This is a genomic window from Paenibacillus albiflavus, assembly GCF_004344915.1.
Classification (GTDB): Bacteria; Bacillota; Bacilli; order Paenibacillales; family NBRC-103111; genus Paenibacillus_AM; species Paenibacillus_AM albiflavus.
In genome coordinates this window covers 354718-379329 of record NZ_SKFG01000001.1, presented here as the reverse complement: position 1 = coordinate 379329, position 24612 = coordinate 354718, and the positions used below count along the sequence as shown (strand labels likewise).

Sequence of the window (24612 nt, the reverse complement as noted above, 5' to 3'; positions counted from 1 at the left end):
TTGTTTTTTCAAGGCAAGAGGAGTATAGTTTAATTTGGTTCAAATGAAAGAGTCCTGGGTTATATGTCCCAGTGTGGCTCTTTTTCGTTTTTTGATGGTAGGTTCGGTTGTTGGCAAGATAATATATGGTTATAACCAAAAGAAGTGGTCAAATGTTAAATCAATTAATAAACAAAGTGAAGAACAAATCTGTTTTTTGGCTAAACAAGTATTTTACCGGAGATTCCATAGACTATAAGCAAATTGTTGCGATTATTCTCCCGTTATTAGTCGATCAAGCTTTTATTATCCTAATGAGCTTGCTGAATACAGCAATGATCAGTTCAGCAGGGGTAGCAGCAGTTAGTGCGGTTAGTATGGTAGATTCATTCAATATTTTTATCCTTAACGTATTCATTGCGGTTGCTACAGGCGGTACGGTAATCGTGGCACAATATAAGGGCAGCGGTAACGAAAAGATGATGTCGAATGCTGCTGCACAAACGATTTCTGCTGTTGCGGTCTTGTCGGTAGTGATTAGCTTAGCGGTCGTTATTTTTCATACGCCGACGTTGAATCTGCTGTTCGGTCATGCGGAAGCCGATGTCTTCCAGAATGCCAAAATATTTTTGATTGGCAGCTGTATTTCTTATCCGTTCATTGCTCTTTTTCAAGCGGTAAGCGGTGTTCTTAGGGGAGCGGCTGAAACCAAGGCATGTCTGAGGCTATCTTTGATCATGAATATGACCTATTTGCTATTGAACATCCTACTTATTTCGGTAATGCAGATGGGTGTGCTAGGGCTTGTGATCTCCGTTAATCTGGCTAGGGTGTTAGGCGCAGTAACGTCGATCATTTATTTGCTTAAATATAATCATTCCTTGCGATTTAAACTAAAAAATGCACTCCGTATTAATTTTGGGATTATCAAAAAAATTATGTTCATCGGCTTGCCCTTTGCTGCGGAACAGATGTTTTTTAATGGAGGTAAGTTGCTTACGCAGACGTTTATCGTGCAGCTAGGGACGCTTGCTTTGACGGTTAATGCTATATGCGGCTCAATTACGTTAGTGCTTCAAATAGGGGCGAATGCGCTCAGTTTATCTGTCGTAACTGTAGTCGGACAATGCATAGGAAGCAAAAATATCAAGGATGCCAGAAAGTTCGCGAAGTCATTTATGGGATTATCTTCTCTGTCCTTTATTGTGTTAGCTGTCCTCATGCTGCCTGTACTCCCGCTCGTCGTTAGGATGTTCTCACCACCAGAGGAGATTATTCCAACGATCTATATTATCATTCTCATGACGGCGATCGCGAACCCAATACTGTGGTCGTTCAGCTTCCTAATGCCATCGGCACTTCGTGCTGCAGGCGATTCCAACTTTACATCCATCACCTCACTGCTTACAATGTGGTTATTCAGAGTCGTGTTCGGTTATGTGCTAGGGATTACATTCGGGTTCGGAATTATCGGCGTCTGGGTTGCCATGATTGCGGAGTGGGTTGTACGTGGATCCATTTTCATGTGGAGATTCAGAGGCGAGAAGTGGTATAAGCATAAATTGATTTAATAAACGATAGTAGATCGTTTCACAGGAAAGAGAAAAAAGGAGCGCATGTAAAATGGGCTCCTTTTATTTGATTTACAAATAATAGAAGTGGCTGCCCATTAGTCGACTTACTACCATGGACAGCCACTTTATTAATGAATAAGTACTAATGAATATTGCGGAACAGTCCGATGACTTTCCCCAGAATCGTTACATTGCGAAGGCGTAGAGGTTCAAGATCTGAATTCTCTGGCTGTAAGCGGATATGATCCTTCTCTTTATAGAAAGTCTTCACGGTTGCTTCGTCTTCCTCAGTCATTGCTACGACGATGTCTCCATTATCTGCAGTTTGCTGCTGGCGAACAATCACATAATCTCCGTTGTTAATACCAACTTCAATCATGGAATTCCCGCTAACACTTAGCATGAATACATTATCTTCTTTAACATAGTGATTTGGAAGTGGGAAATAATCTTCGATATTCTCGGTTGCTGTAATAGGAACACCAGCGGTAACCTTCCCGATTAACGGTACGCGCTTGACAGCCAACTGAAAATTCTCTGCACCTTTGGAATCCTCATCGGTTAGAATTTCAATCGCTCTTGGCTTCGTTGGATCGCGTCTAATTAGGCCTTTCTTCTCTAAACGGTCCAAGTGACCGTGAACAGTAGATGAAGAGGCAAGTCCGACAGCTTCACCAATTTCACGAACGGATGGGGGATAACCTTTGGATTTAACTTCTGTTTTAATAAAATCGAGAATGGCTAATTGACGTTGAGACACTTTGCTCACGGGGTAGCCCTCCAGTATGTAATCATTTTCTAAAGTATACCACAGAACCCAAGTTCGTACAAACATAAGTTCGAAAATTATTGACACAAACAAATGTTCGTGTTAAATTGAGAACAAATAAGAACAAACGTTTGGGGAGTGGGAAAATCATGTATTTATCCAATCATGCTAATTTAACAGCAGGACCTTTACATAGAAGTGTGAACCGTACGAATCATGCTCAACCGTTAAAGGCTAGACAAGCCAATACGCAGACTGGTAAGACAAAGCCAATTAAAGCCGTTCGACTTATTATTTTGATTACTATTCTTACTTTAGTGTTCTTGTCAGGTGCGATTGTGCATGCTTATGCCGCGCTCGATCCGGTTAGTGTCAAAGGTGCGCAATCAACTGACACATCCAATATGCAAGCAGACGATGTGCAGCCAACTTATGTTGTTGTTTATAGTGGTGATACCTTATGGTCCATTGCTACAGAACATGCATCTGCTCAAATCGACAAACGGACCTATATAAAGAAGATCATGGCATTAAATCATTTGACTTCTACCGTAGTAATGGAAGGCCAAAGGCTGCAGCTTCCCTGAGCGATTATCCGATAATTCAATATTTATCAGCGCTACCCTTGACAACGGTCTGAGTGAATGTCAAAGTATTAATGATAATTCCAACTCATGAACGGAAACACAGGGAGGTTCAATCAACTAGATGCAGAAAACAATAGATCGTATCAATGAATTAGCACGAAAAGCTAAAATAGAGCCGCTTACCGCTGAAGAGCTAGCTGAACGCGCAGAGCTTCGTCAGAAGTACCTTCAATTTATTACCGGTCAGGTTAGAGGCCAACTCGATAATGTCAAGTTTGTTGACGAAGATGGTAATGTAACGGAGCCTACAAAGAAGGGAGAATAATACGATGACGATTAAAGCGATTCTGTTTGATTTAGACGATACGTTATTATGGGATGAGCGGAGTGTTGAAGAAGCATTCCGTGTAACTTGTGAGTATGCTGCCAAGCATGCAGCTGTTAATCCGGATGAGCTTGAGCAAGCGGTAAAAGCGGAAGCTAGAGAATTGTACGCCTCATATGAAACGTTTCCTTTTACGAAAAATATTGGTATTAATCCATTTGAAGGCTTGTGGGCTCATTTTACAGGCGGAGAGAATGAGAATTTCCGCAAGCTGGAAGCGATAGCTTCAACTTACCGTACAGAAGCATGGACAAGAGGTCTTAAGGCTCTAGGCATTGATAACCAAGAATTAGGACATCAACTAGGCGAAATGTTCCCTGCAGAGCGTCGTAAGCGTCCTTATGTATATGAAGAGACGTTCGAAGTGTTAAAGCAGCTGAAGTCTAAATATACTTTGCTTATGCTAACGAATGGAGCACCTGATCTTCAGCAAGAGAAGATCGATGGCGTCCCTGAACTTGCAGGTTATTTTGATCATATTATTATTTCGGGCAACTTTACCGAAGGTAAGCCGGCAGTATCTCTTTTTGAACATGCGATGTCCGTTCTCGGTATTCATGCAGCCGAAGGTGTTATGATCGGTGATAAACTAACGACGGATATTCTCGGCTCGAATCGAGTTGGCATGCCGAATATGTGGATCAATCGTCGTGGTCTATCATTAACTGGGGACATTCATCCTCGTTACGAGATTCAAAATTTAGCTCAAATTCAAGAAATCATTGATCGTGATCAGCTCTAATCTATAGAGTAATAAATTCTAGAATACGAAAGAAGAGGTTGTTCCTTAAGTCTTGGACTTATGGAGCAACCTCTTTTGAATATATTAGAATGGATAACTTTTGATTCCTAGATGCTAAGTCATTAAGCAACTACGAAATCTGGATCATCATAAGGTGTTGCAATCCAGCCTTCTGTTTCGATGAACAGACGGATCGCTACGATTTGACGGGAATCCATTAAGGTAAAGAAATGAGGGATGCGTTCAGGAACGGAGATCAAATCACCAGCTTCTAACTCCACATCGAAGTAACCAACCTCTTCTGAACCTTTAATAACGAAAATTCCTTGTCCTGCTGCAATCGCGCGGACCTCATCTTCCGAATGTGTATGAACTTGTTCGAATTTTGCGAGAAGTTCATCTATATTAGGAGTAGCATCAGATAACGCAATGACATCCCAAGTGCGATAGCCGCGTCTTCCCGCCAGATTTATAATTTCTGTATTGAAAGCTGTTAGAATCTCGTTTTTTTCTTCATCCGTTAGAACGAATTTGTTATGCAAATGCGATGGAAGCTTGGTAGCATCCCAATGTTCATATAATACAGCTTGTTTATCTAAGAATGCTTTGACATTCTCCTCACCGCTAATACGCTCACCTGTATTCCGTATACGAATCTCTGCCACTTTAATCCCTCTCTTTTCCAATGTGATAATAAGAATATAATAATAAGCATTATTATAGTGGAATTTCTTTCCGCTGTATAGAACATATGAGGTGATTTTCTTTTCATAATGCGACCTTTCTGTTAAACTTATAATCAATTTGTTAGAATAGTCGGATGTTTATGGGGAAAGAAGGAGAAACAGATGGGAAAACTTGCTATTACGGATCAGTTAACGAAGAAAATTATGATATTAGATGGTGCAATGGGCACGATGATTCAGCAAGAAGATCTGACAGGTGCTGATTTTGGTGGCGAGGATTTAGATGGTTGTAATGAGATGCTGGTTTTAACAAGACCAGATATTATATCGAAAATACATGAGCTGTACTTGGAAGCTGGAGCGGATCTCATCGAGACGAATACATTCGGTGCTACAAGTGTTGTTCTTGCAGAGTATGATCAACAGGATCGTTCTCGAGAAATCAATTTGGAAGCTGCTAGATTAGCTATCGAAGCTGCAAACAAATATTCAACTCCTGAATGGCCAAGATATGTTGTGGGTGCGATGGGTCCAACTACGAAGACCTTATCTGTTACAGGTGGGGTAACATTCGAGCAGCTTGAAGATAGTTATTATGAACAAGCACTGGCCCTAATGGAAGCTGGTGTTGATGCATTATTGCTTGAAACATCTCAGGATACGCTTAATGTCAAAGCAGGATCGATCGGGATTAAACGCGCATTTTCTGCTCTAAATCGTGAACTGCCGATTATGATCTCAGGTACGATTGAACCGATGGGAACGACGCTCGCAGGTCAGAATATTGAATCATTTTATATTTCGCTTGAGCATTTAAAGCCAATATCCGTCGGTCTTAACTGTGCAACAGGTCCAGAATTCATGCGTGACCACATTCGTACACTTTCTCAAATTGCAGATACATCGATCTCCTGTTATCCGAATGCGGGACTTCCTGACGAGAATGGCCATTACCACGAATCGCCAGAATCTCTTGCGAAGAAAATGACCGCTTTTGCTGAACAGGGCTGGATCAATATTGCAGGTGGTTGTTGTGGTACGACGCCTGATCATATCAGAGCTCTGGCGGATTCCTTATCCAAGTTTAGTCCGAGAGAGCTAACGGGCTCTCACGCACCTGCCGTATCGGGTATCGAAACGGTTTATATTGAAACAGAGAATCGTCCGTACATGGTAGGGGAAAGAACGAATGTACTTGGTTCGCGTAAATTCAAGCGCCTGATTGTCGAAGGAAAGTTTGAAGAGGCGTCCGAAATCGCTCGTGCACAAGTCAAAGGCGGTGCGCATGTCATTGACGTATGTCTTCAAGACCCTGACCGTGAAGAAATGATCGATATGGAACAATTCCTGAAGCTTGTAGTGAAAAAGGTTAAAGTCCCACTAATGATCGATTCCACAGATGCGCGCGTAATTGAGCTTGGACTTAAATACTCACAAGGTAAAGCAATTATTAATTCTATCAACCTTGAAGATGGCGAAGAGAAATTTGAACGTGTCGTACCTCTTATTCATAAGTATGGTGCTGCTGCGGTAGTTGGCACGATTGATGAGCGTGGTCAAGCGATTACACGTGAGGATAAATTGGAAGTAGCCAAGCGTTCAAGAGACCTACTAGTGAATAAGTATGGCATGAATGGTTCGGATATTATTTTTGACCCGCTCGTTTTCCCTGTTGGTACGGGTGACCAGCAGTATATTGGCTCTGCTAAGGAGACAATTGAAGGAATTCGCTTGATCAAGCAAGCAATGCCAGAGTGTCATACGATTCTCGGTTTATCTAATGTCTCCTTTGGACTTCCAGAAGCAGGGCGTGAAGTGCTGAATGCCGTGTATCTTTACCATTGTACGAAGGCTGGACTCGATTATGCGATCGTGAATACGGAAAAATTAGAGCGCTATGCTTCGATTCCCGAGGAAGAGCGTAGGTTGGCTGAGCAGTTAATCTATGAGACGAATGATGACACACTTGCAGCATTCGTTGCACACTTCCGTACGAAGAAAGTAGAGAAGAAGGAGAAAATCTCCAACTTATCGCTGGAAGAGAGACTTGCCTCTTATGTTGTTGAAGGTACAAAAGAAGGGCTTATTCCCGATCTGCAAGAAGCACTTAAGAAGGATGCTCCATTAAATATTATTAACGGTCCACTGATGGCTGGTATGTCAGAGGTAGGTCGTTTGTTCAACAATAATGAGCTGATTGTGGCGGAAGTGCTCCAGAGTGCAGAAGTCATGAAAGCTTCAGTTGCGTTCCTTGAGCAATTCATGGAGAAGAATGAATCTGCAGTTAAAGGTAAAATTCTTCTCGCTACGGTAAAAGGTGATGTTCACGATATTGGTAAAAATTTAGTAGAAATTATTCTATCCAATAATGGTTATGAAATCGTGAACCTTGGGATTAAAGTACCGCCTGAGCAATTAATCGAGGCGTTTCATCGGGAGAAGCCAGACGCGATCGGCCTGTCTGGCCTGTTGGTTAAATCCGCGCAGCAGATGGTTGTAACTGCGCAGGATTTGCGGAACGCGGGGATCGACGTTCCGATCATGGTTGGCGGCGCGGCGCTCACGCGCAAGTTCACCAAGAATCGCATCCAGCCTGAGTACGAGGGACTCGTGCTATACGCCAAAGATGCGATGAATGGGCTTGAGATTGCGAATCAATTGAGCGATCCAGAGGAGCGTGCGCGGCTCGTGCAAGAGCTGCGGGACAACATGGAGTCCGATGTCATGGACTCTGGCAAATCAGCGCAGGTCGCAGTGAAACCTAAGCTGGATGTGACTTCCAATGTGAGTAAGGACGTTCCAGTTATGACACCGCCTGATCTAGAGCGACACGTCTTGCGCGAATATCCGTTAAGCCATTTGCTTCCTTACGTGAACATGCAAATGCTGCTCGGACATCACCTAGGGCTCAAAGGCAAAGTTGAGAAGCTGATAGCCGAAGGTGATGAGAAGGCAATTGGACTTAAAGAGACGGTAGATTCTATCTTAAGCGAAGCTATGCATACTGGCATTATTCGTGCGAATGGGATGTATCGATTCTTCCCTGCGCAATCGAGAGGCAATGAGGTTATCGTCTATGATCCTGAAGACCAGAGCCGAGTGCTGCATACGTTCAGCTTCCCACGTCAAGAAGTTGAACCGTATTTATGCCTAGCCGATTACATTCGTTCTGTTGACAGTGGCGAGATGGATTATATCGGATTCTTGATCGTTACTGCAGGAGAAGGCATATCGGAGCTTGCCCGCAAGTGGCGTGAGAGTGGAGATTATCTTCGTTCACATGCTTTGCAATCTACTGCGCTTGAGGTCGCGGAAGCCTTTGCTGAGCGCATTCATCATATTATGCGGGATGTATGGGGAATTGCAGACCATGCCCAGATGACAATGCAGGAGAGATTCAGTGCGAAATATATTGGACAGCGTTTCTCCTTCGGTTATCCAGCTTGTCCAAATTTAGAAGACCAGGAACCACTGTTCAAACTCTTGAATCCGAAGGATATCGGGATTGAATTAACGGAAGGCTTCATGATGGAGCCGGAAGCATCGGTGTCGGCGATTGTATTCGCGCATCCGGAAGCGCGTTATTTTAACGTTGATAAAGCTTGAATGATATTGGCTATACTGATAAGCGCAGGGCTTCCTGCGCTTTATTGCTTTGGCCACGAATGTTATAGTGAATTTATGTAATTAAGGAAGGAGTGCAGAGTAATGGAGCTGCAATTTTTGGGTACAGGAGCGGGAGTGCCATCCAAGGAGCGAAATGTGACATCGATTGCTTTGAATTTGCTTGATGAGCTTGGGGTGTACTGGTTGTTTGATTGTGGAGAGAGTACTCAGCATCAAATCCTTCGAACACCTGTTAAACTTAGCAAAACAAATAAAATTTTCATTACCCATTTGCATGGCGATCATATCTATGGTTTGCCAGGCTTATTATCCTCACGTTCTTATCAAGGCGGTGTAACGCCGTTAACCGTATATGGGCCAGCTGGTATCGCTGTTTTTATTCGACAGGCGCTAGCGATTAGTGGATCGCATTTGAATTATGATCTGTGTATTGAAGAGATTACGTCTGAAGGGATTTTAGTAGAAGAACAAGGTTTCGTCGTTGAAGCGCGTAGACTCGAGCATCGCGGTGAATGCTTTGGTTATCGAATTACCGAGCCGGATCAGACAGGTACATTGTTAGTTGATAAGCTGCAACATGAGGGGATTAAACCAGGACCTATTTATTCCCAAATTAAGCAAGGCGGAGCCGTAGAGCTTCCAGATGGTCGTACGATCCAAGGTGAAGATTACGTTGGTAAATCGATTCCAGGCCGAGTTGTTGCGATCATGGGAGATACGAAGCCGTGTCAAGCTGCAATTGAGCTTGCTAGAGATGCACACGTGCTTGTCCATGAAGCAACTTTCGCTTCCTCACATCATGAACATGCCAATGATTTTGGGCATTCCACTTCTGCGCAAGCCGCGCAGATTGCTGAAACAGCTAATGTACGGACACTAATCGTAACGCATATTTCATCACGCTACCAGGGAGAAGATGTGGATGTACTGCTATCAGAGGCACAAGCTATACATAAGGATACCTATGCAGCAGCAGATTTTTGGACATTTCGATTGTAAATCCTAAACAAGTGTGATTATTTTTCCAACATTCAGGTAAAAATAAGTGTGGATAGCGATAGATGACCATCCTACATCTGATGAGGTGAACAGCTTGAAATTTAATAGCCACGATATTGCTGTTATTGAATCTGCTCTTCAAACCGCTATACAGCATGAAACTTCTAAGCCTCGGGTCGCAGAGATTGAAGAGGTGCTAGAGAAGCTGCGGTGTAACGTATTAAGTGCAATGCAGCTAAGTGGAAAATCCATGGCGCAGGATTACGAGAAAATACCCTATGATTATGATGATATGATCGAACATATATATGAAGAAGTGTAAGGCCACAGCCTGATCTTTCTGAAGCAAAATAATGGGGCTGTTTTCAAAAGTGTTCGTATGGTAAGTGAACGCCCATAACATCCTATATGTGAAGCGAAAGAACCGCAATTCCTACTAACAAGTGGGGATGAGGTTCTTTTTTTTGTAAGCGAAGTTCAACTCGAATTGGTTGTACGTCTTGACTAACATTGGATTTATTTGATAATTTAAATATATTGGAGATGAAGGAAAGGGGACTCGTTAGCCAATGTGGACTACCTTGTAATGGTTTGATTTTTTTCGATCGCGTGACTCGGTGATGGTTATTTGCCATTGGTCCGATTCGTCATGCAGATCTTCAACCATTCAGGGGATACGAGCAACCGTTGGAATAACTCGTTGCGCGGATACTTGAGGTATCCGCTTTTTTTATTTAAGCGACGGAATTAATTCATCTCCATACGATGAACGGTGGCTCTCGTTTTCTCATAACGGGAGGTAAATCAATAATGACCAGATTGCAAGGGAAAATCGCTATAATCACGGGTGCGAGTCGTCCCGGTGGAATCGGAGCTGCAATTTGCCGGGCATTTGCCGCTGAAGGCGCCAGCCTATTCTTTACACATTTGTGCGCATACGATAAAAATATTAATCCAAATGATGCAGACGAAGATTGGCCTGATCTTTTCGCTAAGGAACTTCGTCAATTTGGTGTACAAGTTGGACATATGAAGTTAGACCTTGCCGTACAGGGTTCGGGGTCCTTACTGCTGGAGGAAGTACGGAAAGTGATTGGTTTTCCGACCATCCTCGTTAATAACGCTACATATAGCGTCGATGCAGATTTCCGACAATTAAACGAGGCTCTCATCGACGCACACTGTGCTGTGAACGTTAGGGGTACATTCATGCTATCCGCTGAATTCGCTCGCATGATCGAGGCAGAGAATAACTCTTATTCCTCCCAAAGCAAAGGTGGACGAATCATCAACCTTACTTCAGGACAGGGTAAAGGTCCCATGCCTGGAAATCTTGCCTATGCCGCGACAAAAGGTGCCATCTCTGTTTTTACCGAATCGCTGGCCGCAGAGCTGGCACCACTATATATAACAGTAAACGCTGTTGATCCCGGTCCTACCGACTCGGGCTGGATGTCTGAAGAGGTGAGAAGAGCTCTGCTGCCGCAATTCCCTATGGGCCGGATCGGTCTTCCTGAAGATGCGGCACGTCTGATCGCTTTTCTTGCAAGTGACGATTCCCAATGGATTACCGGTCAAATCATTCATTCCAGAGGTGGTTTTTAAGACTATGACAAGAATAATAATTGAAGATAGCTCAGTGAATGACATACCCATTTTAAGTATTTATCAAAGTAATTTAAATAAATATCCATTGATCTTTTTTCTTCATGGGTATGGTTCAGATCGCGAACAAGCTATAGATTTTGGATATATGCTTGCAAAAAAAGGATTTTATTACGTTAGTATGGATTGCAAAGAACACGGCAAGAGAAAAACGAACAAAGAAATTAATAGGTTTACTAATGTATTTCCACCAGATACAGGTCTAGATACTTATGTTCACATGCATGAAATTATAGAACAATCTGCTGTCGATATACAAAACCTCATTGAGTACTTTAAAAATAGAGATGAGATTGATTCTAATAAAATAGGAATATCAGGTTTTTCTATGGGTGGATATGCCTCATTTTATATCGCAGCAAATAACCCTGATATTAAGGTTTCGGTTCCAATAGGAGGAAAGCCAGCTTTTACTAAAGCATGGAAAGATACCATTACATCAACGGGTACTTATGAACAATGGAGTGAACAGATTCGGGATGCGGAGAGAGAAATCGACAAAAGAACAGAGTATTTCCAAATGATAGACCCTTATGAAAAGTTGAGTAGTTTTTCACCAAAACCCTTATTAATTATTAATGGCGATCAAGATACTGATTCACTATACATTTATTCATTAGAACTCTACAAAAAGTTGTTACCATTATATTCTGAACAGCCAGAAAATCTACAAATTAACATGCCTTTTGTTAATCACCAATTTAATTATAATATGAAACTTAAAGCTTGTAATTGGTTTGAGAAGCATCTTGGCAACAATTAATTTGGTTACGTTTTTAAAAAACCTTATTGTGCTAACGCATGCGTTAGTTTAATAAAACCGCGGCAGTCTAGGACTTTATTTTCCTGTCCTATGCTACCGCGGTTTCTCTTATTAGCTCAGCGGCAATCGTCCTCACAGATAACAATATTGTAAATAGCAGTACGATTTTTATGGTAATCGTTTCCTTACTTTTCTCTAAGTGCAAAGCCAATTCATTAACAGTAAAAATATTCGCAAAATCTATTACTGTAATCTTCCACAAATCCTTCAACTCTTCCTCAAGCTTCTGTATCTGCCTTGACCGTTTAGCTTTACGCTCTAAGAATACTTGCTTCGTTATCATGTCCTCCTCATACGATTCATGCAGCTTGTCCAACGCCTGATTCAGCTTTCTCAATTCCTGCTCTTTGACATTGATGATCGCATGTGAAATAGCCTGATTCACAACATTTCCCTCTACTAAAAAATACCTGAAGGTAATCTACCATCCATAACTTACCTGCTCCTTTTACTTTTAAGCATGATAGAATGGGTTTGCGGTAAATTACAAGCTTGTAATTGTTGTCGTATCTCAATCTATCATGTTACCAAATAACTAATAGAATGATTTGGAGGGAATATTTTTATGAAGAAAAAACAGTTAAGATCATTAATAACAGGCAGTATAGCGACGGCTGTACTCGCTGGAGGACTTGTTCTGCCACTAGGGTCAAAAGCCGAAGCAGCTTCGGCTTCGAACATAGATTGCAATCAGCAATTTCAACAAATTCAAAAACTATTGGTACAATGGAATTTTGATGGGTCTTTTGATAATTTGAAAGACTATCTGTCTAAGCTCCCAACAATAGGAACAGAGCCTAAGGAACCACAGAAGGAAAAACCGACTACACCAAGTGAGAAGCCATCAACGGGATCAGGTTCATCTAACAACAATGGAACGCCTACCACGCCTAGTCAAGACAACAATAACGCGGTTGGACAAACGGACGCAGCCTCTTTTGCCGCACAAGTGGTTGATTTGGTAAACAAAGAACGTAGTAAAGCAGGCTTGAAGCCGCTCACTACGCAAGCCGATCTGACGAATATGGCCGCTGCCAAAGCTGCTGATATGCGCAAAAACAATTACTTTGACCATCAATCACCAACCTACGGTTCTCCATTCGATATGATGAAGCAGTTCGGTATTTCCTACAGATCTGCAGGTGAGAACATCGCAAAAGGTCAACGTACACCTGCCGAAGTCATGAACGCTTGGATGAACAGTGAAGGCCACCGTAAAAACATTTTAGATCCTAGCTTCACCGCAATTGGCGTAGCTTATGATAACGGCTACTGGGTTCAAGAATTTATCGGGAATTAAAATACAGGATATAAGCTAATCAGCTTCGTGTATAAAACTATGAATATATTAAGAGGGTGTCCCAAAAGTCGTTAAACTGACGAGGGACATCCTCTTTTTTTAACACAAAGAAATCATTCTTTTGTAAAATGGAAGTACCACGAGAAAGTTCATTTTGGCTTTTGAGACAGCCTCTTTCTTGGGTTGAAAGACGAACGTATATTCTGTACAATGGTACTAACATACAAAGGGTCTAAGGGGAAATGTCAAGGTGAATCCACTAACGGGTAAAGTGACTTCCGTTGAAGAAATGCTAGAGGTTATGCGTAATAAGCCAGAAATAATGGCTGGTGTTACTTATTGGCATACAATTCCGGCTAAAGATGCTAGGACGGTGCTTTTTCCGGCCGGTCTTCATAGTAAAATTCGTACAGCCCTTGTCGCTCGTGGCATTGGCAATTTATATACGCATCAAGGGGAAGCATTCGAGCGCGCATTGGCAGGCGATCATGTGGTGACGGTTACGCCAACGGCATCGGGTAAGACGCTTTGTTACAATTTGCCTGTCATCCAGAAAATTATCGAAGATGATAGTGCTAGAGCACTTTATTTATTCCCGACGAAGGCGTTAGCCCAGGATCAAGTAACGGAATTGCAGAAGCTAGTGGACATCATGGGGGTCGATATTAAGTCGAGTACATATGATGGGGATACTCCCGTAACTGCTAGACAAGCGATTCGTAATGCGGGTCATATCGTGGTGACGAATCCGGATATGCTTCATCAAGCCATTCTGCCGCTTCATACGAAATGGGTTAAGCTATTTGAGAATTTAAAATATGTTGTTATAGATGAAGTTCACTCTTATCGTGGCGTATTTGGCTCGCATGTGGCGAATGTGATTCGTCGTCTCAAAAGAATATGCCGATTCTACGGATCGAATCCGCAGTTCATTTGCGCTTCGGCTACAATCGCGAATCCGCGCGAGCATACAGAGCGACTGATTGGTGAACATGTATCACTCGTTGATAATAATGGCGCGCCTTCGGGAGATAAGCATTTTGTGTTTTACAATCCACCCGTTGTCAATGAGCAGCTTGGAATTCGCAAAAGCTCTGTGCTTGAAGCGCGGAAAATCGCTGGCTTGCTGCTTGGCAGCGGCATTCAGACGATCGTGTTTGCACGATCACGCGTACGGGTTGAATTGCTGCTAACCTACTTGCAGGAGCTCGTTCGCGGCGAGCTTGGCAGCAAATCGATCCGCGGCTATCGCGGCGGTTACTTGCCGATGCAGCGGCGTGAGATCGAGCGCGGACTGCGCAGCGGAGAGATCCGCGGCGTTGTCAGCACGAACGCGCTCGAGCTCGGCATCGACATCGGTCAGCTGCAAGCGTGCGTCTTGTGCGGGTATCCCGGCACAATTGCCAGCACGTGGCAGCAGGCAGGCCGCGCTGGCCGCCGCAAGGAGAGCTCGCTCACCGTGCTCGTAGCGAGCTCGGGAACGCTGGATCAATACGTGATCCAGCATCCTCGCTTCTTCTTCGAACGTCCACCAGAGGAAGCGCGCATTAGCCCGGATAATCTCATTATCCTGGTAGATCATGTCAAATGCGCGGCATATGAGCTGCCGTTCGAAGCAGACGAGAAGTTCGGCGACGAATCGCTCGTCGATATTCTCGATTATTTGGCAGAAGAGAAAGTTCTTCACGCGGTAGATAACCGCTGGTACTGGATGGAGCAATCTTTTCCGGCACAAGGCATCTCTTTAAGATCTGCTGCGCAGGAGAATTTCGTTATTATCGATATGACGAACGGCTCCCGTGTCATTGGCGAAGTAGATCGCTTCTCTGCGCCAACGCTTATCCATGAAGAGGCGATATATATACATGAAGGTGTTCAGTATCAGGTGGAGAAGCTGGACTATGAAGAGAAGAAAGCTTTTGTTAGGGAAGTCAGTGTTGATTACTATACTGACGCCAATCTAGCCGTACAACTTAAGGTTCTTCATGTGAACAAAGAAGAAGTAAGGGAAGGCTTGGAGCGTCAATTTGGCGAAGTTACGATCAATGCGCAAGCAACGATTTTCAAAAAAATCCGCTTGCGCACGCATGAAAATATCGGCTCTGGGCCAATTCGCTTGCCAGAAGAAGAGCTGCATACAAGCTCCTATTGGTTTTCATTTGAGGATTCCGTGACGGAGAAGTTCTCAGCAAACGATCTTCAATTTGCTTTGCTAGGTATCGCGAATGTACTCGTTCATATTGCCCCGTTATATTTAATGTGCGATCCATTTGATATCCGAGTTGTTCCGCAGGTACGCGCCTTGCATAATAAGAAGCCAACGATTTTCTTCTACGATCGTTACCCTGGTGGGGTCGGTCTTAGCGAGCATTTATACGAAATTCATGGTGAATTGCTAGATCAGGCGAAGCAAATCATTACTTCCTGCAGCTGCCTAAGCGGTTGTCCTGCATGTGTTGGGCCAATTGAAGAAGTGGGGTTGCTTGGCAAGAAGCTTGCTTTGGACTTATTATCAAGTTCTATTTAAGTACAGTACGCTAACTTCTAAAGAGATGTTGAAGGCAATAGAGAGGAGGGATAATAGATGAGTAGTGTAAGGGAGCGATTATTGCGGCATAAGCAAGCGAGTACCAAATCAGTTACTAGTAGCTCTGATGAACCAATATCAAGAGTAAATGTACAAGCAGAGACGCTTTTAAATTCCACTCAAGATGAGCGAACTGATACTGCTACCTATGTCCCCGCTCTTGAGCCTGCGTGGTCGATTATAGGTGCTGAGTTGTCTTCTAATACGATGGGCTCTTTTCTGCTGCGCCGCAAATCATTCTCTTTATCTGAATTTCAGGGTATCTATCGATTGGGGGAGCTTATGACGCATGCTTCTGAACTGATTGCCTTTCACGATGATAAAGATTCAGATCAATTTACAGAACGTTCCATGCTGTTTCTAGATACGGAGACGACTGGGCTTGGAATTGGCGCAGGGAATGTGCCTTTTATGATCGGGATTGGTTATTATGAGCAGGATGCCTTCGTAGTTGAACAGCTATTTATTCGCAATCCTGCAGAAGAGCTAGCGATGCTTCATTATTTGCAGACGCTTGTTCAGCAGTTTACCCATTTAGTTACCTATAATGGACGTACATTCGATTGGCCGCTGATTGTCAATCGATTCATTCTGAATCGGCTATCAACCGATTCTCATGAATTGAAACACATCGACCTTCTTCATCCATCTCGCAGTTTATGGAAAAATACGCTTCCTACCTGCAAACTTAGTCAGGTGGAAGTAGATCGTCTAGGCGTGCTCCGATATGACGATGTGCCGGGGTCTCTTGCGCCAGCACTATATTTTCAATATTTAGCTGAAGGCAATCCGACAATCCTTCATGGGGTGTTCAAGCATAATGAGCAGGATATCGTGACACTCGCATCACTTGTCATTCATTTTGGCAAATTACTGTCAGGTACGCTTGATTTAAGCCTTGTACCACTGGAAGAACAATTTCGTTCGGCACTGTGGTTAGCCAAAATGAATAAGCATGATCTAGCTGATGAGTATCTGGATCATATCTGGCAAGAACTGCTGTATGGGGCATTTTCAGATGAAGGCCATTCCGTATGGCGTGGTGATTTGCCGCTTAGGTTAGCCTCTTGTTATAAACAAAAACATGAGCATCAGCGAGCGGTAGCATTATGGCATAGATGGATTGATACGCGATCAAGCGGTCTCCCAACGATGATTCAGCCTTATATCGAACTCGCGATATACTATGAACATCGAGAGCGTAATTATGATAAAGCATTAAGTTTATCCAATATAGCCTATAACATGCTGAGAAAGCGCAGGACACTTCGGAGGTCGCAGACAGTGGATTCGGTGGAAGAGCTGGATCTGAAGAAACGAATGGAACGCCTGCGTACAAAATCGCAAAAATTGGGGAATGCTAGAAAGCAGTAAGGAAAGGGAGTGTTCCAAACTGCTGATCGGTGCTCATGTTTCAACACGACAAGGGTATAGTGGTGCTGCTTTAGCTGCACATAAGATGGGGGCAAATACGTTTCAATTTTTCCCGAAGAATCCCCGTTCTCTTGTCCTCAAAACCTCTTATAACGAGGTAGATGCTAGGGATTGTGCTAACTTCTGCAGCAGCCTAGGTATGATTTCCATTACACATGCTCCTTACGCACTTAATTTAGCTGCTGATGCTAGCGAGCAGGATTTGATGAAGCGGGCATTGCTCAATTGTTTAGAAATTACGGAAGCCTGTGGCGCGTTAGGATTAGTTGTGCATTTTGGCAAAAATAAGGGAACTGACAGGTTACAAGCTTACAAAAATATTATACAATTGACCAATGAGTCGCTCCAGGAATGGCATGGTAATGCATTAATTCTTATAGAGAATCAAGCGGGCGAAGGAACTGGAATGGGCACAACGCTGGAAGAATTGGCAACAATTCGCAAGCTAAGTCATTTTCCTGATCAAATAGGTTATTGTCTCGATACCTGTCATGCTTTTGCCAGTGGGTTATGGGATGGACATAATTGGGAAGCAGTAGCGGAGCGCGGTTCAGCGCTTGATTTCTTTAAACATTTGAAAGCGGTTCACCTGAATGACTCTCTTTATCCCGCAGGCTCTAGACGTGATCGACATGCGACGATTGGAAGCGGACATATAGGTGACACAGCCATTCAAGAGCTAATTCAATCACCCGTATTGCAGCATATCCCATTTATTCTAGAGACACCGCAAGGCAAAGATGGTACACACAGGGAAGAAATTAATCATGTTCAGACATTATATTATAAAAAGTAAATTTGCGTAGGTGACGGATCGTTTCTTACGAAGCGTTAGCGTTCGCCTTTGTCGTCAAATTTCTACTTTTGAATGGTTTAGTTAATCAGGAAATTTGAGCAAGTGCTCAAACAAAGGAGAGGAAGCTGTTCGTGATACATGTATACTTGGATGATTCAAGAAGATGTCCTGAAGGATTTGTACTAGCTAAGACGGCAGCAGAATGCATTCTGATTCTTGATGAATATGAAGTGGACATTTTGTCCCTGGATTATGATTTGGGTTGGAATTGCCCTACTGGTAGTGAGGTTGCGCGATGGATTGCTGCTTCGGGCAAATATCCAAGGAAAATTTATTTGCATACTTCATCATATAGCGGTAGAGTCAGCATGTACGAAACTTTATATAGCTGTAAGCCTGATGAGGTTAAACTCTATAATGGTCCGATGCCTGATGATATTCTTGCAGCAGTTGCTAAAGAAGGATAAACAGCTTATACATAGAGGATACAACCATGTGGGAGTGGGGAAGCAAGATGATTCGATTAACTGATATTTATTTTATTCGTGAAGATCGCAAGATTCTAGATAATGTACAATTGGAAGTGCGCAAGGGAGAACATTGGGTTATACTTGGACGCAACGGTTCAGGCAAAACGACCATGCTTGAGCTTGTCAACGGCTACGAATTTCCAAGCAAAGGCAAAGTAGAAGTATTGGGCAATCGATATGGGCAATGCGATGTGCGTGAGGTTCGGCGCAAGATTGGGTATATTTCACAATCCTTATTTGAGAAATTGAATTTAACAGACCCTGTATGGGAAGTTGTCGCTACGGGGGAATATGCGTTTCTTCGTTTCTATGAGACAATTGAACCTAAGGTTATTGAGAAGGCGATTGCTCTGCTTCAACGGGTTGGTCTAGGACATGTAGTGGATCAACAGCTCGGTACCTTGTCACAAGGTGAGCGCAAGAAAGTCATGCTGGCTCGTGCACTTATGACCAATCCAGAAATTCTGATTCTAGACGAGCCATGCTCAGGACTGGATCTGTATGAAAGAGAGAAGCTGCTTGCTGATATTACGGAGCTAGGCACAGAGATGACGGTTGTGTATGTCACCCATCATCTGGAGGAAATGATTCCACTTTTTACTCATGTTGCTCTGATTGAGAATGGACGACTAGTTGCAGCGGGGCCAAAGAAGGAAGTGCTGACGTCTGATAACCTGCTCCAAGTTTTTGGGGTGCCAGTAGAAATAGATTGGTTCAAGGATCGTCCGTGGATTAAAGTTTTATAAGACAGAAGGAGAATAGAGAAACCTACAATGAACAATCACTTAGATAAAGATGACACAACATCGTCAGTAAGTTCAACTTGGATAGGGACAGCGAATCATGGGTTTGCCGTGTATGCAGTTGAGGAGCTTCGGCGGTTATTTCCGAGTTTAAAATTCAGCTATATCGTTCCATCTGAAATTGTTCAATTCACGATTGGATTGCCACAGGAAGAGGTATTGCAGCTGCTTCATGCTAATGAACCGATGTTCTTGCGACATCTTCATCCTGTACATGTGGAGATCGAACGTACTGAAGAAGTGGAAGCGGAGGCTGAGCTAGCGGCAATTTGCAGTCATTTAGAAGACTTGTCTGGCATTCATTCGGGTGCCAAAATTGCCATTCAAGCACGTAAATCAGAAGGCTCGAATTTTAACTATTCACCGTCTGAGATCAAAAAGGCGCTAGACGCTGTCTTGATCGATCAATACCGTGCAGAAGCCGTTGTTCGAGATGCTGATCAGATTATCTCCGTCTTTGTGATGGCAGATTCTATTTATATGGGCATTTCCCGTCCGACGGATAATTTATCCGACTGGTCTGGAGGAGCTATAAGATTCCGCAAGGAAGATGGGCAAATTTCACGTGCTAAGTTCAAGTTATTAGAAGCGGAGTATGCGTTTGGGCTTGATTTTACACAATACCGTCATGCGATTGATCTTGGGGCAGCACCTGGCGGATGGACGAGCTTATTGCTTGAGAGAGGTCTACATGTGACTGCGATTGATCCTGGTGCACTTGATTCCTCGATTATTCGGCATAAGCGTCTTACCTTCTACCGCCGCAATGCTGCGAACGTGAAGCTGGATGACAACAATTACGATTTACTTGTCTGTGATATGAGCTGGAATCCCAAGCAAACAGGTAAGCTACTCAAGGATTTGCTATATGCGCTGCAATCCGGCGGAACGATTATTCTAACTGTAAAACTTATGCATAAGAAACCTTTCCAAACGATTAAGGAGCTGCTAAGAGAATTAGAGCCAGAGCTTAGCTTGCAGCATGCGAAGCAATTGTTCCACAATCGTGAGGAATTAACGTTATTTTTGATTAAGAATTAGTGAATGAATTCAATAGTCACGAATTGATAAATGAGTCAGCCCTTAATTTAAAGGGCTGATTTTTTTGTTGCGCTCACAGTCGCCTAATCTACTGAAGGAAGCTTTGAACTCGATTCTACTCATCCAATCTGCATCCCAAACGATGGTGCAAGATGTTGAATCTATGCCAAACTGTTATGCTAAGTTATCATTTAATTGCAGATACATCTTACTGCTATATTGTAAGCTTTCATACTACTCAACAAGATCTATTATTGGAGGAAAGATGATGCAGAAGGAATTTACAATTGCGAATCCGTTAGGAATCCATTCGCGACCGGCCGGTGAGGTTATGAAAAAAGCGAAATCGTTTCCATGTGATGTTTTTATCACCAAAGTAGAGAAACGCATCAACGCCAAAAGCATCATCGGTGTATTAGCATTAGAAATGGGTTGTGGTGATAAAGTCATCGTGGAAACAAATGGTGAGAGAGAGCAGGAAGCTTTAGATGAAGTCGGGGCTATGCTCGAATCGGTGTTGGAATAGATTGATGGAGCTTAAACTGACTGATTACTGATTAGGAGGTGGTAACTATGCTATTACAAGGGATTGCTGCTGCACCAGGAGTTGCCATGGGCCTGGCGTTAGTTATACAAGAGGGGCCTCAAGTTGTTATAAGATACGAGATTTCGGGTGAGCAGGTACAAGCTGAAGTAGAAAGATTGGAATCTCACATCCAGCTTGCGATTCTTCAATTGAAAGCGCTTATCGAACGCACAAGTGCTACAGTAGGCTCGGAGCAGGCTAAAATATTTGAATCGCAAATATGGCTGCTTCAGGATGAAGAATTCTCCGGCGCAGCGAAGGACACTATTATAGCGCAACGGATTAATGCAGAAGCGGCATTGGACGGAGCGTCTGATGCAATTATCGGAATTTTCGAGAGCATGGAGGATGAGCGCCTAGGGGAACGGGCCGCAGACATCCGGGATATAACCAATCGTGTGATGCGCTTGCTTGAAGGTAAGAAGGAGGATATGCAGCAGGAATCAGAAGATCCGGTTATTTTATTCGCTCACGATTTGACCCCTTCCGATACAGCTCAGCTGGATAGAAACAAGACTGCCGGTTTCGTTACCGATATTGGAGGCAGGACATCACATTCAGCTATCATGGCTCGTTCAATGGACGTACCTGCTGTAGTAGGTTTGCGGGTAGGAACAAAGCAGGTAAAGACCGGAGACTACGTTATTATTGACGGAAGTCAGGGTGCGGTATATATCAATCCGGAGCAAGCCGTGATAGAGGAATTCAAAGATAAGCAAATCAGGTTCAGAGCGCGCCTAGCTGAATTAAAAAAATATGATGGTCAACCAAGTATAACCGCTGATGGACAACAAGTTGAGTTGGTAGCCAACATCGGCAATGCGCAGGATGCATGGACAGCCAAAAACAGCGGAGCCGAAGGCATCGGATTGTACCGGACCGAATTTTTGTACATGGGAAGAAATCAGTTTCCGACGGAGGAAGAACAGTTTCAAGCTTACAAAGTCGTAGCCGAGATGTTCGGCAAAGACCAACCGGTCGTCATTCGAACGCTGGATATCGGCGGAGATAAGGAGCTTTCTTATCTGGATTTGCCTAAAGAAGCGAATCCGTTCCTAGGTCATCGTGCAATTCGCTTGTGCCTAGAAGAAACGGAGCTGTTTAAAACGCAGTTGCGAGCTATCGTGAAAGCTAGTGCATATGGAAATGTCAAACTTATGTTTCCGATGATTGCTACTTTGCAGGAGCTAAGGAAGGCGAAAGAGCTGCTGGCTGAGGTGCAAAACGAGCTGGAGCAGGAGAACATCGCGTTTAATCGCGATATGGAAGTCGGGTTAATGATCGAAGTTCCCGGAGCGGCGCTTATTGCAGATCAACTAGCCAAAGAAGCGGATTTCTTCAGCATCGGAACGAATGACCTCGTCCAATATGTGATGGCTGCGGACCGGATGAATGAACGGCTATCCTATTTGACAGAACCATTTCAGCCAGCAGTTCTTCGTATTATCGATCAAGTTATTAAAGCTGCCCATCGCGAAGGCAAGTGGGTTGGGATGTGCGGGGAAATGGCCGGCAATTTGACAGCGCTACCTATTTTACTCGGTATGGGACTCGATGAGTTCAGTATGAGCGGAGGATCTGTTCTTGCAGCGCGTGCGCTGATGCATAAGCTGGACCGTCGTGAAATGAAACAGTTGGTGGAAGACGTGCTCCAAATGACTTCCGCTGAACAAATCAAAAGCTATGTGGAGTGCAAAGTTCCTGCTATAGCTGATTGGAGAGCGTAAGGAACCGACGTTCTTGTTCAACATGTAACTTTAGCAAACAGAGGTGAGTCCGATAGCACTTTCTACTCGATCACGCATACATCTCAAAAAAATGCTGCTTGAACAAGCGCCTTTGCGAATCAAGGAGCTTTCCGAACAATTCAATGTGAGTGACAGAACGATCAAATATGATCTGGAAACGATCCGTGTATGGCTGCAGGAACAAGACGTATTCATGTGCTCGAATCCAAGCAAAGGCATCTGGATTGATTGTGACGAATCGGAGCGAACAATGCTGCTCGGTATGTTGGAAGACTCCGGAAGCCATGTGTTTGTTAATCAGCATGAACGAGCGCGCGGCATTATTCTCGATTTGCTTCTTAGCGACAAGCATATAACCATCGGTGAAATGGTGAAGAAGAACGATGTAAGCCGTAATACGATTCTGTCCGACTTGGCGATTGCTGAAGCTTTTTTCAAAGAATGGGAGCTTCTGCTGGAACGTAGCCGGTTTGGTATTCAATTAATCGGTACAGAGAAGCAAAGACGCACTGTGTTGGAGAATATCATTCATGATCTGCTCGATAGCAACGATATGCTGCAAATTGTTCAAGGTGTCGCGCAGGAGCATAAGCCGACGCTTCACTTTAACAAAGTACTGGAGAGATTCCTGGAGCCTGTTAATGATTTGGATTTCTTATTCGAAGCTTTATCCCGTATCGTAAGGAACACTGAATCCGAGGTTGGGGTAATGTTGTCGGATCGAGTCATAATCGGTGTGTTCATTCGTCTATGCATTGCAATTCAGCGGCATCATCAAGACGAACATATAGAGAATGAGGATAGAACCAAAGAGGGTGTTTCCGAACACAGCTTGAACATATTTTATGTGTTTCAAAGAGTACTTGCACAGCTGGCTGAAATGGAGTCGATCACACTTACGGATAATGCCGTATGGTTCATCAGCTTGCAGGCTATTGGCATGGCAGCTCCTTTTCCATACCAGATAAATAAAGGCGAGAGCTTACCGGATGTGTACACGATAACCCATGGAATAATTCGACATGTTACGGATCAAATGCGTTTTCCATTTCTGGATGATCCGGAGCTGCTTAACAACCTGCTTGCCCACATGTCAGATAAAATGACGAAGTACAGTTATGGTGTAATGGAGCCGAATCCGCTGCTAAAAGAAATTATGCAATCCTACCGAACGATGTTTGATTATGTGCAGAAGGCGTGTTTGGAGGTCCTGGGATCGTTAGGGGTGCATTTAACCGACTCGGATATCGCCTTTCTCGTGCTTCATTTTCAAACGGCATACGAACGTAAAGCTGAACAGCAAAGGTGGAAAGCACTTATCGTCTGCGGAACCGGTAGAGGCACATCAAAATGGCTGATGACGATCATTGAAAATGAAATAAAGCACCTTCAGTTCGTAGCGTCTTGCTCGGTTATGGATGTGGAGAAGGTATTGGAGAAAGTACAGGTGGATTTGGTGATCTCCATATTGCCGATTAAAGCGAATGTACCGGTTGTTGTCGTTCATTCGATTCCTTGCAAACACGACTTTCAGGCGATACAGACCCAGTTGAACCAGCTTGGCAGTAGCAAGGTACGTTCCACATCAAACGGCGGCGGACTTCGCAGACCAGAAATGCTTGCTCATAATGCCGGACAACTTGAGAATATGGTGCAGGACATTATTTATACTGGCTACGACCTGAGCAGGGAAATCATAGCCCATTTTAGAGAATATTTAAGCGATGAACGGGCGGAAGGATTGACGCTGCACCTCTTGTTTATGGTGAATAGGATTCACTTCGGCACGGCCTACATGCAATATGGGGAACCCCCGCTGCTTGGAAGTACTGCGTTGGCTTTGAAAGAGGAGCTGCAGCATGTATTGCAAAGGAAAAATCTAGAGGTTACAGAAGGTGAGCTTCACGCTATTCTTAGATATTTCGAACCTGTAAACAAAGGAGAATAAAAC

22 protein-coding genes are annotated in these 24612 nt (G+C 43.6%); 19 read left to right on the top strand and 3 right to left on the bottom strand.

From position 1 onward, the window contains the following. The first annotated feature begins 152 nt into the window (after positions 1 to 152). Complete coding sequence (locus tag E0485_RS01850; protein ID WP_132415956.1) at positions 153 to 1550, top strand: MATE family efflux transporter; 1398 nt, start codon at positions 153 to 155, stop codon at positions 1548 to 1550. A 145-nt stretch (positions 1551 to 1695) separates the two neighbouring features. On the opposite strand, the gene lexA is transcribed toward E0485_RS01850, so the two are convergent. Then, entirely contained in the window at positions 1696 to 2322 is a 627-nt protein-coding gene (gene lexA, locus E0485_RS01845) for a transcriptional repressor LexA (protein ID WP_132415954.1), read from the bottom strand. A gap of 149 nt (positions 2323 to 2471) precedes the next feature. Here lexA and E0485_RS01840 point away from each other — a divergent pair, with 149 nt between their 5' ends. The 3 genes from E0485_RS01840 (at position 2472) to E0485_RS01830 (ending at position 4036) form a co-directional block, all read left to right on the top strand. After that, positions 2472 to 2909, top strand: a complete 438-nt coding sequence (locus E0485_RS01840; RefSeq protein ID WP_132415952.1) for a LysM peptidoglycan-binding domain-containing protein — start codon at positions 2472 to 2474, stop codon at positions 2907 to 2909. A 121-nt stretch (positions 2910 to 3030) separates the two neighbouring features. Next, entirely contained in the window at positions 3031 to 3234 is a 204-nt protein-coding gene (locus E0485_RS01835) for a DUF896 domain-containing protein (protein ID WP_132415950.1), read from the top strand. A 4-nt stretch (positions 3235 to 3238) separates the two neighbouring features. Then, positions 3239 to 4036: an HAD family hydrolase gene (locus E0485_RS01830; protein ID WP_132415948.1), complete on the top strand. Its 798-nt coding sequence runs from the start codon at positions 3239 to 3241 to the stop codon at positions 4034 to 4036. A 122-nt stretch (positions 4037 to 4158) separates the two neighbouring features. On the opposite strand, the gene E0485_RS01825 is transcribed toward E0485_RS01830, so the two are convergent. Then, on the bottom strand, positions 4159 to 4701 hold the full coding sequence (locus E0485_RS01825) for a 1,2-dihydroxy-3-keto-5-methylthiopentene dioxygenase (protein WP_132415946.1): 543 nt from the start codon (positions 4699 to 4701) through the stop codon (positions 4159 to 4161). 183 nt (positions 4702 to 4884) lie between these two features. Between E0485_RS01825 and metH the strand changes: the two genes are divergently transcribed. The 5 genes from metH to E0485_RS01800 all read left to right on the top strand — a co-directional run bounded on the left by metH (position 4885) and on the right by E0485_RS01800 (position 11776). Beyond that, positions 4885 to 8328, top strand: coding sequence for a methionine synthase (gene metH / locus E0485_RS01820; protein ID WP_132415944.1), 3444 nt, complete (start codon positions 4885 to 4887; stop codon positions 8326 to 8328). 102 nt (positions 8329 to 8430) lie between these two features. Beyond that, on the top strand, positions 8431 to 9348 hold the full coding sequence (gene rnz / locus E0485_RS01815; RefSeq protein WP_132415942.1) for a ribonuclease Z: 918 nt from the start codon (positions 8431 to 8433) through the stop codon (positions 9346 to 9348). A 94-nt stretch (positions 9349 to 9442) separates the two neighbouring features. After that, positions 9443 to 9670: a hypothetical protein gene (locus E0485_RS01810; protein ID WP_132415940.1), complete on the top strand. Its 228-nt coding sequence runs from the start codon at positions 9443 to 9445 to the stop codon at positions 9668 to 9670. 488 nt (positions 9671 to 10158) lie between these two features. Next, positions 10159 to 10953 carry an SDR family oxidoreductase gene (locus tag E0485_RS01805; protein WP_132415938.1) on the top strand — a complete coding sequence of 265 codons (795 nt, stop codon included), beginning with the start codon at positions 10159 to 10161 and terminating at the stop codon, positions 10951 to 10953. 4 nt (positions 10954 to 10957) lie between these two features. Continuing rightward, complete coding sequence (locus tag E0485_RS01800) at positions 10958 to 11776, top strand: alpha/beta hydrolase family protein (RefSeq protein WP_132415936.1); 819 nt, start codon at positions 10958 to 10960, stop codon at positions 11774 to 11776. An 88-nt stretch (positions 11777 to 11864) separates the two neighbouring features. On the opposite strand, the gene E0485_RS01795 is transcribed toward E0485_RS01800, so the two are convergent. Next, complete coding sequence (locus E0485_RS01795) at positions 11865 to 12221, bottom strand: hypothetical protein (RefSeq protein ID WP_132415934.1); 357 nt, start codon at positions 12219 to 12221, stop codon at positions 11865 to 11867. Between the two features lie 180 nt (positions 12222 to 12401). Here E0485_RS01795 and E0485_RS01790 point away from each other — a divergent pair, with 180 nt between their 5' ends. From E0485_RS01790 to E0485_RS01745, 10 genes are all read left to right on the top strand, one after another. After that, a complete protein-coding gene (locus E0485_RS01790) occupies positions 12402 to 13136 on the top strand; it encodes a CAP domain-containing protein (protein WP_132415932.1) in 735 nt (244 codons plus the stop codon). A 250-nt stretch (positions 13137 to 13386) separates the two neighbouring features. Further along, the gene (locus E0485_RS01785; protein ID WP_132415930.1) at positions 13387 to 15663 is read left to right on the top strand and encodes a DEAD/DEAH box helicase; all 2277 of its coding nucleotides are present in this window, start codon (positions 13387 to 13389) and stop codon (positions 15661 to 15663) included. Between the two features lie 57 nt (positions 15664 to 15720). Beyond that, a complete protein-coding gene (locus E0485_RS01780; protein WP_132415928.1) occupies positions 15721 to 17097 on the top strand; it encodes a ribonuclease H-like domain-containing protein in 1377 nt (458 codons plus the stop codon). Between the two features lie 19 nt (positions 17098 to 17116). Next, positions 17117 to 17953, top strand: a complete 837-nt coding sequence (locus E0485_RS01775) for a deoxyribonuclease IV (protein ID WP_132416457.1) — start codon at positions 17117 to 17119, stop codon at positions 17951 to 17953. 131 nt (positions 17954 to 18084) lie between these two features. Then, entirely contained in the window at positions 18085 to 18420 is a 336-nt protein-coding gene (locus E0485_RS01770) for a cyclic-phosphate processing receiver domain-containing protein (RefSeq protein WP_132415926.1), read from the top strand. A gap of 47 nt (positions 18421 to 18467) precedes the next feature. Continuing rightward, complete coding sequence (locus E0485_RS01765; RefSeq protein WP_132415924.1) at positions 18468 to 19229, top strand: ABC transporter ATP-binding protein; 762 nt, start codon at positions 18468 to 18470, stop codon at positions 19227 to 19229. Between the two features lie 27 nt (positions 19230 to 19256). After that, positions 19257 to 20327: an SAM-dependent methyltransferase gene (locus E0485_RS01760; protein ID WP_132415922.1), complete on the top strand. Its 1071-nt coding sequence runs from the start codon at positions 19257 to 19259 to the stop codon at positions 20325 to 20327. Between the two features lie 265 nt (positions 20328 to 20592). Beyond that, a complete protein-coding gene (locus tag E0485_RS01755) occupies positions 20593 to 20853 on the top strand; it encodes an HPr family phosphocarrier protein (RefSeq protein ID WP_165921046.1) in 261 nt (86 codons plus the stop codon). A 47-nt stretch (positions 20854 to 20900) separates the two neighbouring features. Further along, positions 20901 to 22640 carry a phosphoenolpyruvate--protein phosphotransferase gene (ptsP, locus tag E0485_RS01750; RefSeq protein WP_132415920.1) on the top strand — a complete coding sequence of 580 codons (1740 nt, stop codon included), beginning with the start codon at positions 20901 to 20903 and terminating at the stop codon, positions 22638 to 22640. 43 nt (positions 22641 to 22683) lie between these two features. After that, positions 22684 to 24609, top strand: a complete 1926-nt coding sequence (locus tag E0485_RS01745) for a BglG family transcription antiterminator (protein ID WP_235857347.1) — start codon at positions 22684 to 22686, stop codon at positions 24607 to 24609. Positions 24610 to 24612 lie beyond the last annotated feature (3 nt).